Raw genomic sequence first — 14,742 nt, forward strand, 5'->3', positions numbered from 1 at the left:
TCCGGTATTACCGATAGGGCCAATATTACCTGTGGCACCAGTAGCACCGGTTAAACCAGTAGAGCCAGTTAAGCCGGTAGGTCCAGTTGATCCAGTAGGACCAGTGACTCCGGTATTACCGATAGGACCAATATTACCTGTGGCACCAGTAGCACCGGTTAAACCAGTAGAGCCAGTTAGGCCGGTAGGTCCAGTTGAGCCAGTAGGACCAGTAATTCCGGTATTACCGATAGGGCCAATATCACCTGTGGTACCAGTAGCGCCAGTTAAGCCGGTAGGTCCAGTTGAGCCAGTAGGACCAGTGACTCCGGTATTACCGATAGGACCAATATTACCTGTGGCACCAGTAGCACCGGTTAAACCGGTAGTGCCAGTTAAGCCGGTAGGTCCAGTTGAGCCAGTAGAACCAGTAATTCCGGTATTACCGATAGGACCAATATTACCTGTGGCACCAGTAGCACCGGTTAACCCGGTAGGTCCAGTTGAGCCAGTAGGACCAGTAACTCCGGTATTACCGATAGGGCCAATATTACCTGTGGCACCAGTAGCACCGGTTAACCCGGTAGGTCCAGTTGAGCCAGTAGGACCAGTAACCCCGGTACTACCGATAGGGCCAATATCACCTGTGGCACCAGTAGGGCCAGTTAACCCGGTAGCGCCAGTAATACTAGTAGGACAAATAGGGCCAGTTGGTACGCAATTAGAGTATTTTATTATAAGATAGGGTCTTCTGCTATATAGCTGATATTTTGATGATCTAAATCCAATAAGAGAATTGCGGCTGTTTTCTATTCCGACGAGTGTTAGTCCATAATTAGGAATTAGTTTGTTATACCAATCTACTACTAATTTTGTTATGTCTATTGAGACGAAATTATTGATATTAAAATCTGTTATAGTGGTGTAAAAAGGGGTAATGCTTATATCTGGAGTAGCATTCCATGTAGTTTCGCATTGGCAAAAGTTGCTCAAGTTTGTATAAACTTGTACAGTCTGAGGTGATAGTTGAGCATCTAATTTTTGCTTCTTAAATACAAATAGATTTAAAGTTGCTTCTACAATAGTTTTACCTGGTGGAATATTCTTAAGAATATCGAATTTTAGCAAACTTCTAAGATAATCGGAGTCATAGCTATCGCTTCCAGTTAAACCCGTATACAAATCTGGATTAGAGCAGTGATTATCATTAGGTGAGCAGCTAGATATAAAGGTGTCCTGAGTAGGATTAATCTTTATTATGGGCACATAATCCTCTCCTTTTCATTAAATTAATTACATAAATATCTGTAACCTAAAATATAATATGTAACTTAACTAATATGTGTACTTAAATGAAGGGGTAGAGTAAAAATAGGTGAGTTAATAAAATATATTTAAGAAAAGTTTAAGATTGTCGTAAGCTAATATTAATCTTTTTAATATATCATAGAACTATATTGGATTTATAACTAAAGGAGGTTAGATATGAATAAGTGTAGTAGCGACAGTGGAAATATACATAAAACTTCTATTATGTTCGATATAATAGTGATAATTATCTGTGTAGTAGGTATGATAATTGCAATATTAAAGTAATGAGATTGTTTCTTTATTTCCAAAAGTATTATTTTCGAGATGGAGTACAAAATTTATTTATAAATGCATATATGAGTGAATTACCATAATAAAGTACTATAGGATATTAGTACTTTATTATGGTAATTTATTTTTTAATATACTAGGAGGTTATATAAGTCTTAGGATAGTTAAGCTTAACAATTATAAATACTTTGATAGTTTATCAATTCAGTGGAATATCCATATAGATTAAAATAATACAAGACTAATACTTACTTAGAGATGATCAGTACACTAAGTAGATACAGGATGGGTACCTTTAATTTAATACGATAACACATTTAAACTTAGAAGGAGTCAGTAAGTTTATAAAATAAATAATAATTGTTATTAATTAATATTGACGTTCGATAATCGCTGTGATAAATTTATACATAATAAATTAGAAAGACAAATTATAAAAATACTAATTCTCTAAATGTTGAATATTTATAAATATTGAAGTTGATTATGGAAATAATAGATTTGTTAATTGATAGATACAAATTTTTTCCTATAGTGTAAAAAGGATGTGTATATTTATGATAGAAGTATATATGAAAAAGGCTATTGATATTGCTAATAGAGGAAGTGGGTTTGTAAATCCTGACCCTCTAGTTGGAGCAATATTGGTTAAGAACGAAAAAATAGTAGGACAAGGTTGGTATAAGTTTTTTGGTAGTGAAAGAGCAGAAGTAATGGCAATAAAAAGTGCCGGTGAAGACACTAGAGATAGTGAACTTTTTATAAATATTGAACCTGAAATTGATGAAAAATATGATGAATATATTTCTTTTATTTTAAATAGTGGGATAAAGAGAATATATATAGGAATACCTAATCCTCGAGTAGGTAGAGGTGGAAAGGCTGAAGAAGTATTTAAGCCATTAGGGATAGAAATAGAATACGGTGTTTTAAAGAATGAATGCGAGGAATTAAATGAAATATATACTCATTATATAAACACAGGAACTCCTTTTGTATTTACAAAGTGGGCTATGACTTTAGACGGAAAACTAGCAAGTAGAACTGGGGACTCAAAATGGATAAGCAGCGAGAAAAGCTTAGAATTTGTACATCATTTAAGGCAAAGAGTGGCTGCCATAATGGTTGGAGAAAATACAGTAAGACTAGATAATCCTTTGCTAACTACTAGACTAGAAGGTGTTGTTATATCAAATCCGCTAAGAGTTATAGTGTCAAAGTATGGGGATATTCCTTTGAATTCTAATATATTAAAGGTTGATGCTAATACACGAACTTTGATAATAGCATCAGAAAAAATTGCTATAGAAAAAGAAGTGGAATTGAAGAATTATGGTGTTGATATAATAAAACTGAGAGAGAGACAAGGCAAGATACAATTCGAAGATATAGTGAAGGCCTTGGGTGAAAGGAATATAGATTCATTATATATAGAAGGAGGAAGTTCTTTATTGGCTTCCGCTTTTGAGAGCAGAGTGGTAAATAAGGTGTATGCTGCAATAGCACCTAAGATAATTGGTGGCAAAGACGCAATCACTCCAGTTGGTGGGGTAGGAATAGAAAAGATGAATGATGCTATAAGGCTCAGCAGAGTGACGCACCAGATTATAGGTGATGATGTGATATTTAAAGGGTATATATAAAAATAATAAGTTTTACTACGAAGTGGTACATCCATATATTAAACAAGAGATCGCATAAGAGAAACAAAGATTTTAAATTGATTGATAATAAATAGAATGCATATAAATATATACTGGATCAAATTAAAATAACATAAATAGTTAATAGAAATATCAACTTAGTTTTATAGTACAAAACTGGCATATCTATTTAAATAGATAAAAGAATATAAAGGAATTAGTTATAGGACATATTTCATAAGTTCTATATCTAAATAATATTGAGGAGGAAAATATGTTTACAAAAATTAGTGAAGCAATAAAAGAGATAAAGAATGGAAAGTCGATTATATTGGTTGATGATGAAAACGAAGAAAATAGTGGGGTTATATTAACTCTATCGGATAATATTACTAAAGAAAAAATTAATTTTATGGCTAAGCATGGTTCAGGAATTATGTATGTGGCTTTAAAAGAAGATAGATTTGAAGAATTGAATCTACCTAAGTTAGTGGACGGAAGTGGTATTAAAAGTAGAGTTGAATATTCTATTTCATTAGATCATGAGAGCACTTCTAGTGGAGTATCTGCAGAGGATAAGGCAACAACTATAAAAATGCTAATAAAGCAAGGAGAGACTAGAAGAAACTTTAGGATACCAGGAAGTATATTTCCTCGTAAAGCAATTAATGGTGGAGTATTAAAAAGAGCTGATAATCTAGAAGCTGCTGTTGATATCGCAATATTATCAGGTAGTTATCCTTCAGCAGTTATAACACAGATATTAAATGAGGATGGTACTTTATCAAATCTAAATGATATTAAAGAATTAGCTGAAAAATATCAATTAAGCGTTGTATCAATTGAAGACTTGATTGCATATAGAAGAGAACGTGAATGTTATGTGACTAAGGAAGCAGAGGCTAATCTACCAACAGAGTATGGAGATTTCAGAATGGTTGGATTCGTTAACAGATTGAATGGAGAACATCATGTTGCTCTAGTAAAGGGTGACATAAATGAAGAAGATAAGGTTTTAGTGAGAGTACATTCAGAATGTCTTACTGGAGATGCCTTCCATTCACTAAAGTGTGATTGTGGAGAGCAACTGGCAGCAGCTTTAAGTACAATAGAAAAGGAAGGAAAGGGAGTTCTTCTATATCTTAGACAAGAAGGAAGAGGTATAGGCCTAATAAATAAAATAAAGGCTTATAAGCTCCAAGAAGAAGGATTGGACACTGAGGAAGCTAATATAGCCTTAGGTTTTCCAGCTGATATGAGAGATTACGGAATAGGTGCTCAAATACTAAGTGAATTAAAAGTTAAAAAGATAAGACTGATGACTAACAATCCTAAAAAGTTAATTGGATTAAAAGGACATGGAATAGAAGTAGTAGAGAGAGTTCCACTAATAATGGATACAAACCTTCATAATGAAAGATATTTTAAAACAAAAAAAGAAAAAATGGGTCATTTATACTAAAATACTTTCAAATTATTATGGTAAATTTTATAAATTTGTTATACAATTTGTGTAATATAAAAAATAAACATACGTGTTTGAGCTTCAAGGGCGAAGCCTCACCAATAGTGAGGTTTTGCCCTTTTCTTGTATAGTAAATTACATATATAAATATTGCTTAAACTTATGTTTTATTTTTTGAAACATATGAAGGGGGCTATAATATGATTGTACTTATAGTAGCATTGGTAGGTTCAATATTACTTAACCTTGTATTGATGTACAAATCTATTAATCAATCAAGAAGTATTGAGGAAGTGAAGGGGGCACTAATCAATATTAAGGAAGGATGCATACCTAAGAAAATCCAACTAGGTAATAAGAGATTAACTAAGAAAAGTTTAGTTGAAGTTACTAATGGTATAATAGACAGATTATCAAAATTTAATTATGAGGTAGAAGTAACTTCTGCACAAATAGCAGCGGTATCAGGAGAATTGTCTGATTCAGTTGTAGATAACAATGAATTTATGCAAAATCTATATGAAGAAGCAGAAAAAATAGGATGTATAAATGATGATAGTTCTAATAAAGTGAAAGAAACAGTTAAAGATATAAATGAAATATCAAATATGGTTAATAAAATTATCGAAGCATCAAATGATTTGCTAAATATAAACAATAATTCTACAACTAGTATACAAGAAAACTTATCTGTGGTTGAAGAATTAGTTAAGATAGTTGGAGAAGTAAATGAATCATCTTCAAAAACTAGAAGTATAATTAACGAACTTAACAATACCTCAGAAGAGATAAATTATATCTTAAACACAGTGAGTGGATTTGCAAAGCAAACCAATTTGCTTGCTTTAAATGCAACTATAGAATCAGCGAAGGCAGGGGAATTTGGAAAGAGCTTTGGAGTAGTTGCTACTGAGATAGAAAAGTTGTCAAAAAATAGTAATGAAGCTGTTAGTTCAATATATAAACTAATTAACTCAATAAAGAAATCAATTTTAGATGTTACAAACATAGTAAGTAAAGACATGGAACTAATAAGTACAGGATTTTCTTACTCACAACATATTGAGTATGGTCTCTCTCAAATTAATGAATCTTTGAATTCTGTTGATGAACAGATAGAGACTATCTTAAATCTTACAAAAAGACAATATGATTTTACAAATGATATTAAAAATAAGAGTATATACCTAGAAAATAGTTCAAAAGAAGTGAAGGATGGTTTTAAGGTATTATATAAAGGGATAAATGAACAAGTAGGAAGAACTATGTCGCTGGAGGAACTTAGTAAAGGGCTTTTGCAATACGTGGATTCAATTGAGCATAACACTATACGAGACTCGAAAGATGATGATATAAAAGACATGATATATGAGATATGTAAAAAAGCTGTAAATGTAGTAAGTACAGAGCTTCTTAGTAATTCATATTTTTCTAACTTAGATAAAAAAGAACATAAAGAAATGTTAGATAAAGTGCTTTTAAAAAATGCATTTATTGAAGCGATATGGACAAATGATCAAAAAGGAAAATTTATCTATTCTAATCCAACTAATGGAATAGTAAATGCACGTAGCAGAAAGTGGTTTTTAGCTAGTATTGAAGGGAAAGAATACATATCAGATAAGTATATATCTTCAATAACTAAGAATCCTTGTGTAACTGTATCACTACCAATAAAAGATAATAAAAATAACATAACTGGTGTTTTAGGATTGGACATTAAAATAGTGTGATAAATAAGTTTCCTAAGGAGAAGTAATATACTAATTGATTTTTTTAATTAATATGTATCTGGAGAGACATACGGACAAAAAACTCACTGAAGAGGGTCGCTTATAAGCGATCCTTTTTACTGTATAGGAAAGTATAAAGTAGTGGAATTTATTTACTGGAATGTATATCAAATTAAAAGGAATAATAGTAAAGATACACCAATAATATTCTAACTATTAAAAATACTGATATAAGGTCCTATAGGAATATCTAATTTATACTTATCAGATAATTAGAAGAAGTCGTGACTATCGAAAAGGTGTAAAATAAGTTTCTAGATAGGAATACTTTAAAGAGGAAAACATGAGAAAAATTAAGATTAATTTAAGCGATTCACTATTTATTTCGTTTGCCATTATTCTAATATCATTAATATGCATTTTTACTCTGTTTATAAAACCTGTAATTGGAATTGCAGACAACGGGGATTTTTATAGAATTATAAGTCAAAGCGGGCTGTATCATCTTTCAAAAAATGATAACGATATTTTTTTTGGGTACTTTACTAGGTATTACGGTATTTATAAATACTATAACGAAAATGGCATGATGCTTTTATCAACCCAAGCAATATTAATAAGAATTGCTTTGTTTTTAAATAAGATTTTCAAAGACGGGTATATTTTTGATATAAAATACCTAGCGATACTCTATGTTATTACTATGGATTTTGCAGCTTATTTCATTATTAAATCTTTAATAATAAATATAGAGTTAAAGAGATACAAACTTTTAACTATTTTATTATTTGTTTTAATATTTTGCGATACAGGATATATCGCCTATTTTAATTCATTTTATGGAGAAGCAGTAAATCTGAGTTTCTTTTTACTAAGTATTGGACTATTACTTTATATATACACGTTTAATAGAATTACTCCTAGATATCTAATACTATTTTCTACTGTATCTTTAATCTTTATAGGGTCCAAACAACAGCTTGCACCAATAGGGATATTATATTGTTTGGTTCTCTTAAGATTACTTATAATAACAAGGGATAAACACATTAAGCAAACTATAAAGATTTTAACTGGTACATTTCTAGTATCTTCAGCTATATTTTATTTTTCCATAGTAGGTCCGTTTGATTATATAAACAGATACCACTCCATGACTAGAGGAGTACTTTTAAATGAAGCTAATCCAGAAGAAGTTCTAAGTGAATTTAGAATTAGTAGTCAATATTCTATATTGGCAGGAAATATTTTTTATAAATCAATGCCTGTGATAGATCCGAATGATAATAAATTAATGAATGAGTTTTACTCTAAATATTCTTTTGGATCCATATTAAAATATTATACAAAGAATCCAAGAGCTTTTAGCAAAATTATGAGTATAGCCTCTGAAAATGCATATAGCATAAAGCCAGATGTAATGGGAAACTACGAGAAATCTACAGGGAAAAGCTTTGGAGAAAAAAGTAGTTTTTTTTCATTATATAGCAATTTTAAGATTAAGTATTTACCTCATAATATTGGATTTACAATATTTTTAATAGTAATTTATTTTATTTTTGCTATTAATGATTATATATCTTATAGGAATAGGAAAGATACGAAGGGACAACTAATAGAAGAAGTATTTTTATTTGTTTTTTTAGTAGGCGGATCACAGGTGTTGGTATCTGTAGTGGGTGCAGGAGATGCTGATATTTCAAAGCATTTGTTTATGTTTAATGTAAGTTTTGATCTTATGGTGTATTTTTCAGCTATAAGATTATTAAGGCACCAAAAACAGTAATCAATTGATACTATTGTATTTAAGCTAAAGTAGATAGTTATGAAAGTAGAAGGAGGGCAAAGAATCTATGAGTTCAGAGCAAGATAGGAAGAAAATAGATATATATGTAACTCTTTCAATAGCTTACTTTTTCGCAATTAATAGTTCATTTATATATTTTAAATTGTATGAAAATGTTGAAAACTACATTCTGTTTACAGTTGTGATGATAGTAGCGATGATTAGTTATTATACTAATATAACATTAGCTTTAATTATTACCTTAATAATTGATTTTATCTACTCTAGCTATAAGCTATACTTAACCTTCGTTAATGGAATTAATATACAGAGTGATGTTTATTATTGGATTATTGCTATTGCTGTTACAGCAATTATTTTTTCAAATTTATCAAGATTAATAGTTGCTTTGCAGGAAGAATCAAAGATTTTAGAGAAAGAAAATCAAGCCTTGGTAATGATTGATGCGGCTACAGGATCAAGAAATGCTGCAGCATTTTTCAATGAAGTTCCGATATATATGAGTATGAGTAAAAGATATAATATTCCATTAACATTAATGTTAGTTAAGTTTAGATATAAAGATAAACTTAAGGCTATAGTTTCAGAAGCGCAATTCAATAAACTATTAATTGAGGTATCAAATATACTCAAACAGTCTCTAAGATTAGAAGATAGAAAGTATATCTTAAAGGATAGACTGATTTTTGCCTTTTTACTTATATCTGAAGGTGACGGTTCGGAAATAGTAAAGCAAAGATTTAAAGAAAATATAGAAAAAATAAATATAAGTGATAAAGACTTATTTAATAAGTTAAAAATAGAGGTGGAAATTGGGTACTATGCATATAATGCTGAGATTTCTGATGCTTTTGATTTCTTAGAAAAAGCAGAGATGGAGCTGGAATATGATGTGTAAGATTAAACGTATTGGTCTCATAAGTTTACTTATAATAATATTTTTTTATAATAGTTGCAGTGCAGCTGAAAAAAAAGTTTTAATCCTGTACGATTCTTATAAAACTTTTGCCAGCGATTATAGCAACTTAAATAATATAATAAAGCTGATAATGTCATCTAAGACTGTAGATATACAAGTTAATAAGCTGAATTCAAGTGTGCATAATATTAATGAATATGATAATTTAATTGTCCTTAATAATGAAAATAATGATTACAGTAGAAATACATGTGAAAAGTTAAGTTCGTATAAGGGGAATATTTTATGGTTTAATGATAACTGCCATGAAGTAAAAGAAGCTGTTAAAAATATTCATATGGGAGCAGCAAAAATAGCTGTTTTCAAATCAAGTGTAGATGACTATAGAGTCAGAAAATTAATTATTGATGAAATACAAGATAGCAGTAATCCTAAAAATCAAAAGTACTTAATTTTGAATAAGGTATATCCATTTATAGATCTTAATGAATTTGTAGAAAAAGTAGATTTTTTATATGACAAAGGGATACCGTTTATTTGTGAAGCCATGCCTGTTTATGAAAATATAGATTTTGTTTCTATGAAAAAGTTTGGAGAAGCACTAAGATATGCTCAAAGTAAGGGTGGGAGAGTAATATTAAAATCTCCTATATTTTATATGGGAGATCCTAGTGGTGAAGAAGTAATGGAAAGAACTCAATTGGCATTTACTAACTATTTAAAATATCAAGTATATCCAATAGCATTTAGTATACCAGATAGCTGGATTTATAAGGAGGAGTATCATCCGATAATAAGTATTTCTGACACTATAGTAGTGGAGAAAGAACAAAATCTTAACATACTTGATTTTGAAAACTTACATATTGAGGCTTATAAAAAGGTTATGGAGAAGTTTGATATTGGTAATATAGAAGCTATCAAAAAACAGATGAATCCTGTAGGGGTGGCCATAAGCTCGGATTATAGCTTATCAGAATTTAAAGAAAAGATAAATAATATTACTGATAAAGGAATAAAGTTTGACGACATATGTGAAGTAGAAAGCAGAGTTAAATTAAAAGAAAATGAGATAGCTAATAAAGAAAATAATATCTATTTAAATAATATCTTGCAATTTCAAGGGAGGTTTTTATCTAAGGCTGAACTAGAGGAAATTTACTCGCAAGATAAAACAAAGGAAATAAAAGATGGAAGTTCACTTCTAGATATAAGCAAAATAAATAAGTTGATTCTTATTTTTACAATAGTTGTATGTGTAGTATTTGCTATAATTGCTTACTTTGGAGGAATTATTGATAGAAGAAAATATTTTAAATAATGGAGTGATAATTAATGACTGTATTTGATTATGCTCTTATATATTCACTTTCTATAATTTGGATAGTTATATTTATAAATATTGTGCTAGTAATTGGCGGTTACAGATACTATCTAAGAACTTTGAAACTGCAGATGAAGAGACAACTTGACTATTATCCTTATATATCTATTATGGTGCCGGCGCATAATGAGAGTAAGGTTATAGAGAAAACTGTAAAAGCTTTAATGAATTTTGAGTATCCAGTAGATAGATACGAAATAATAATAATAAATGATAATTCTAGTGATAACTCAGCAGAATTACTAAAGTCAATACAAATAAAAAATCCCCGAAATAATTTAATTATTATAAATACTGATGAGACAAATGGCGGAAAAGGAAAATCTAATGCACTTAATATTGGATTTCAAAGGAGTATAGGAGAATACATAGTTATATATGATGCTGATAATACTCCGGAAAAAACAGCGCTAAGATACTTAGTTGAGACTATAGAACAATCAGAAGAATTTGGAGCAGTCATAGGCAAATTTAGATGTAGAAATAAAAATAGAAATTTGTTAACTAGATTTATAAACATTGAGACTATAACCTTTCAATGGATGGCACAGGCCGGAAGATGGCAGTTTTTTAATTTATGCACTATTCCTGGAACTAATTTTATAATAAGAAGAAAAATAATTGAGCGTATGGGTGGTTGGGATACAAAAGCAGTTACAGAAGATACAGAGATAAGTTTTAGGATTTATAGAATGGGATATAAAATAAAGTTTATACCTCTTTCGGTAACTTGGGAACAGGAACCTGAAACACTAAGAGTATGGATAAAGCAAAGAACAAGATGGGCAAAAGGAAATACATATGTGGTAATTAAAAATATAAAGTATTTATTTAGCAGAAATTCAGGGGGAACTAGATTCGATATATTTTATTATGTAATGATATATTTCTTTTTTTTATCATCTGTCATATTGTCTGATGGATTGTTTATCTTGGGATTTACAGGAGCAGTAACTTTACATATTAGCGGATATAGTGTGGTGCTATGGATAATGGCTTACTCAGCTTTTGTTCTATCCATTTTAGTAGCTATATCTACGGAGAAAGGTGAATTAAATATAAAGAATTTTTTTGTGATATTACTTATGTATTTTACTTACTGCAAGTTGTGGACTGTAGTAGCTGCTCTTGGCTTTTATAATTATCTAAAAGATACAGTGCTAAAAAGAGAAGCAAAGTGGTATAAGACGGAGAGGTTTTAGTATGGTGAAAGCTATGTATACAAAGCTTAAAACAGAATAAGTATTATAGTTTTTTGTAATCTAAGACATGACTAGAAGACTATAAGCTCTATATCAATGGAGGGACAGTAATGAACTTAGAATGGTTTTATAAAAAGTTGAGTTTTATAATGGTTTTCATTTTTATTTTGATAAATACTCAAAGCCCAATTAATAAAATGCCTGGTGTATATGCTGCTGAAAATCAGTTGGTAGACTATACTAATTTTGCTAACGAGCCTAATAGTGATAATTTTAAAAGAGTTGATATAGGAAATGATGTCGTTCTTAAAGGAACTTTTGCAAGTCACAATATGTACATTGATATAAATAAATGGTGGGATGTTCAAAGTATAGATGTAAATTTACTTTTAAGTATAAATCAGATTGTAGATCAAGAAAAAAATGCATCCATTACATGCTTACTAAATGGAGTGCCTTTTTATTCAAGTAAAATAAGTTATAATCCAGAGGTGGAAGATCAAAATTTTAAAATTAGTATACCTAAAAGATTAATAAAGGTAGGTGGAAATGAATTTGTAATTCAGGCCTATTGTAGAGTTTCAGATAAGCCCTGTGATGATGATATAAATAATGCTAATTGGATGACTTTATCAAGTAAGTCAAATATATTGATTAATTTTAAAGAGAAGGGTATAAGTAATAGCATTGATCAATTTCCATATCCATTTTTCAGGATAAACGAAAATAAAGTTTCTAATTGCATTATATTAGTACCAGATAATTATACAGATACTGATATGACAGCTGCATTAATGTTGTCAACATACTTTGGAGGTCTAAGTACAAGTGGAGATTATAGAATAGATATAAATAGGTATTCTGAAGATGTTGATAAAACAGATAAAGATATAATATATATAGGAAGTTATAATAACATACCAAATGAAATTAAAAATAATTATGATCAAATACAAGACTTTGATTATAAAAATGCTGCATTAATAAAAAAGGCTAAATCACCCTTTTCAAAAAGTGATATTCGAAAGAGTTTAATAATTATTTCTGATAATGATTCACTGAGGTTAAAGTCTGTAATAGCTCTCATGAATAGCAACTTAACTAGTCAAGTCTATTCGGATACTCTAAAGATAGATTCTAATACTAAAGTAGAGGTTAAAAATGAAAGTATGAAAAGCAATATTACTTTTAATGACCTTGGAATAGGTGATATACTTCTTCAAGGACCTTTTAGAAAAAGCAGTACCATATCCTATTCACTACCTAAGAATAGGGTGCTAAGCAATGGATCAAAGATATCCCTTGTTACAAGATACTCAGAAAATCTTGATTTTTCTAAATCACTTCTCACTGTTTTTGTGAATGGAATTCCAATAGGTAGTAGGAAGCTTGATAAAGCAAAGGCTAATGGAGATACTTTTGAATTAAATATACCAAGTAATATAAGTAAAACCAATTATATAGAAATAAATATAGTTTTTGACTTAGAACTAGAAAATTACTACTGTGAACAGAGGCATCAGGAAACACCTTGGGCAGTAGTAGCCAATATATCTACTCTATATTTACCTACAAAAGAAGTATCAAGTTATAAATTTGAAACATATCCTAGTCCTTATTTAATTAATAATAAGTTTAATAATACAGCATTGATAGTGCCTGACAATCTATCTTCAAATGAAATAAGATCATTGTCGCATATGTTTTCATATATAGGAAATGGAACAAGTTTAAGTGATGGTAGTTTTAAAGTTGTTAGGGCTAGTAAATTTGATGATCAGTATAAAAATATGAACTTAATATTATACGGTATTGCTAAAGAGAATCCAATTATTAAACAAATAAATGAAAAGCTATGGTTTAAATATAACACTGAGTATAATAAGTTTTTATCAAATGAAAAGTTGTTTTTAGAAGAAGAATATGCGAGCAATATAGCAGTTTTTCAATTCGATATATCACCATTTAATAAGCAATGTTCGCTTTTAGTACTAACGTCACCGAATAAGAATATACTAACTGAATCTATACTATACTTATCTTCTTCTAAGTTGTTACCAAAGCTAATAGGAGATAGTGCTGTTGTTGATAAGTTTGGAAATTTGAGAACGTTTAGATTTAAGAAAGATATTAGCGAACCTGCATACGAAAAAATAAGAAATTTAGATGTTGAATCAAAAAACTTTATAATCTTTGTTAGTTTGTTTTTAATATTTATAATTACGGCTACAGGCCTATTTTTTATAAAAAATAGAAAAAGAAAATAACAAAAAATTATGCTTATATGAACTGGATAAAATGGAATTTATTGTTGAATAAAAAACTTGCTTAATATTTCTATGTATGTTATACTGAATGCGTTGTGATAATTTTTATCGCAAACACAAAGATTTAATTAATATGATTGAACATTACCTTTTTAGGCGTATAGTAATCTATTTTTAAATCTTAAATATATGAATAAAAAGGAGAAATGTTCAAATGGCAGATAAGACTTTAGTTTGCAAAGATTGTTCAAAAGAATTTGTTTTCACAGAAGGAGAACAAGCATTCTACAAAGAAAAAGGATTCGAAAACGAACCACAAAGATGCCCAGATTGTAGAAGAGCAAGAAAGCAACAAAACAACAACAGAGGATTCAGAAGATAATAATTGACTGAATATAGGCTATCTAGAAGATTTAGTTCTTTTAGGTAGCTTTTTTATTGTAACGGAAAGTATAAAAGTTTTATGCCGTCTAACCCTATAAATTTCAATGAGTTTGCAAGACTTTTATGAGGATACAGTAAAAAATAAGACTTATTCGCCTGCCGATTTTTCCTATCAAAATATGTTTAGTATTTTTCTTTAATAGGTGCATGCATATGGACAATCAATATAAGGTTTCTTATTAAATTAGCTACAATAAAATTTAAAAGTATAGTCTTAATAGTAATTAATTCCTATATATAAAACAATGATTAACTGCTAAAATCTATATGGGAGTGTTATTGATTATATTATGGAAA

General features: G+C 29.6%; 9 protein-coding genes and 2 pseudogenes. 10 read left to right on the forward strand and 1 reads right to left on the reverse strand.

Going from position 1 to position 14,742, the window contains the following annotated elements; all coding sequences use genetic code 11:
* Positions 1-724: pseudogene (locus OCU55_RS23935) on the forward strand (mucin 17-like protein); the annotation flags it as partial.
* 44 nt (positions 725-768) lie between these two features.
* On the opposite strand, the pseudogene OCU55_RS24065 reads toward OCU55_RS23935, so the two are convergent.
* Positions 769-1,245 (reverse strand): annotated as a pseudogene (locus OCU55_RS24065) (DNRLRE domain-containing protein); the annotation flags it as partial.
* Positions 1,246-2,138: 893 nt separating this feature from the next.
* Between OCU55_RS24065 and ribD the strand changes: the two are divergent.
* The 9 genes from ribD to OCU55_RS14915 all read left to right on the forward strand — a co-directional run bounded on the left by ribD (position 2,139) and on the right by OCU55_RS14915 (position 14,383).
* Positions 2,139-3,224 carry a bifunctional diaminohydroxyphosphoribosylaminopyrimidine deaminase/5-amino-6-(5-phosphoribosylamino)uracil reductase RibD gene (gene ribD / locus OCU55_RS14875; RefSeq protein WP_261853087.1) on the forward strand — a complete coding sequence of 362 codons (1,086 nt, stop codon included), beginning with the start codon at positions 2,139-2,141 and terminating at the stop codon, positions 3,222-3,224.
* 274 nt (positions 3,225-3,498) lie between these two features.
* Complete coding sequence (gene ribA / locus OCU55_RS14880; RefSeq protein WP_261853088.1) at positions 3,499-4,686, forward strand: GTP cyclohydrolase II; 1,188 nt, start codon at positions 3,499-3,501, stop codon at positions 4,684-4,686.
* Between the two features lie 203 nt (positions 4,687-4,889).
* Positions 4,890-6,422 (forward strand): methyl-accepting chemotaxis protein, encoded by a 1,533-nt coding sequence (locus tag OCU55_RS14885; RefSeq protein WP_261853089.1) that lies wholly within the window; start codon positions 4,890-4,892, stop codon positions 6,420-6,422.
* 343 nt (positions 6,423-6,765) lie between these two features.
* The gene (gene wsfD, locus OCU55_RS14890; RefSeq protein WP_261853090.1) at positions 6,766-8,208 is read left to right on the forward strand and encodes a glycan biosynthesis hexose transferase WsfD; all 1,443 of its coding nucleotides are present in this window, start codon (positions 6,766-6,768) and stop codon (positions 8,206-8,208) included.
* A gap of 67 nt (positions 8,209-8,275) precedes the next feature.
* Positions 8,276-9,127 carry a diguanylate cyclase domain-containing protein gene (locus tag OCU55_RS14895; RefSeq protein ID WP_261853091.1) on the forward strand — a complete coding sequence of 284 codons (852 nt, stop codon included), beginning with the start codon at positions 8,276-8,278 and terminating at the stop codon, positions 9,125-9,127.
* Positions 9,117-10,469 carry a hypothetical protein gene (locus tag OCU55_RS14900; RefSeq protein WP_261853092.1) on the forward strand — a complete coding sequence of 451 codons (1,353 nt, stop codon included), beginning with the start codon at positions 9,117-9,119 and terminating at the stop codon, positions 10,467-10,469. The genes OCU55_RS14895 and OCU55_RS14900 overlap by 11 nt, the downstream gene beginning before the upstream one ends.
* Positions 10,470-10,483: 14 nt before the next feature.
* Positions 10,484-11,734 carry a glycosyltransferase family 2 protein gene (locus OCU55_RS14905; RefSeq protein ID WP_261853093.1) on the forward strand — a complete coding sequence of 417 codons (1,251 nt, stop codon included), beginning with the start codon at positions 10,484-10,486 and terminating at the stop codon, positions 11,732-11,734.
* A gap of 110 nt (positions 11,735-11,844) precedes the next feature.
* Positions 11,845-14,001, forward strand: coding sequence for a cellulose biosynthesis cyclic di-GMP-binding regulatory protein BcsB (locus tag OCU55_RS14910; protein ID WP_261853094.1), 2,157 nt, complete (start codon positions 11,845-11,847; stop codon positions 13,999-14,001).
* Between the two features lie 214 nt (positions 14,002-14,215).
* Positions 14,216-14,383, forward strand: coding sequence for a zinc-ribbon domain-containing protein (locus tag OCU55_RS14915; protein ID WP_183279162.1), 168 nt, complete (start codon positions 14,216-14,218; stop codon positions 14,381-14,383).
* The last annotated feature ends 359 nt before the right edge of the window (positions 14,384-14,742 follow it).

The organism is Clostridium folliculivorans (assembly GCF_024341905.1).
GTDB lineage: Bacteria > Bacillota > Clostridia > Clostridiales > Clostridiaceae > Clostridium_AR > Clostridium_AR folliculivorans.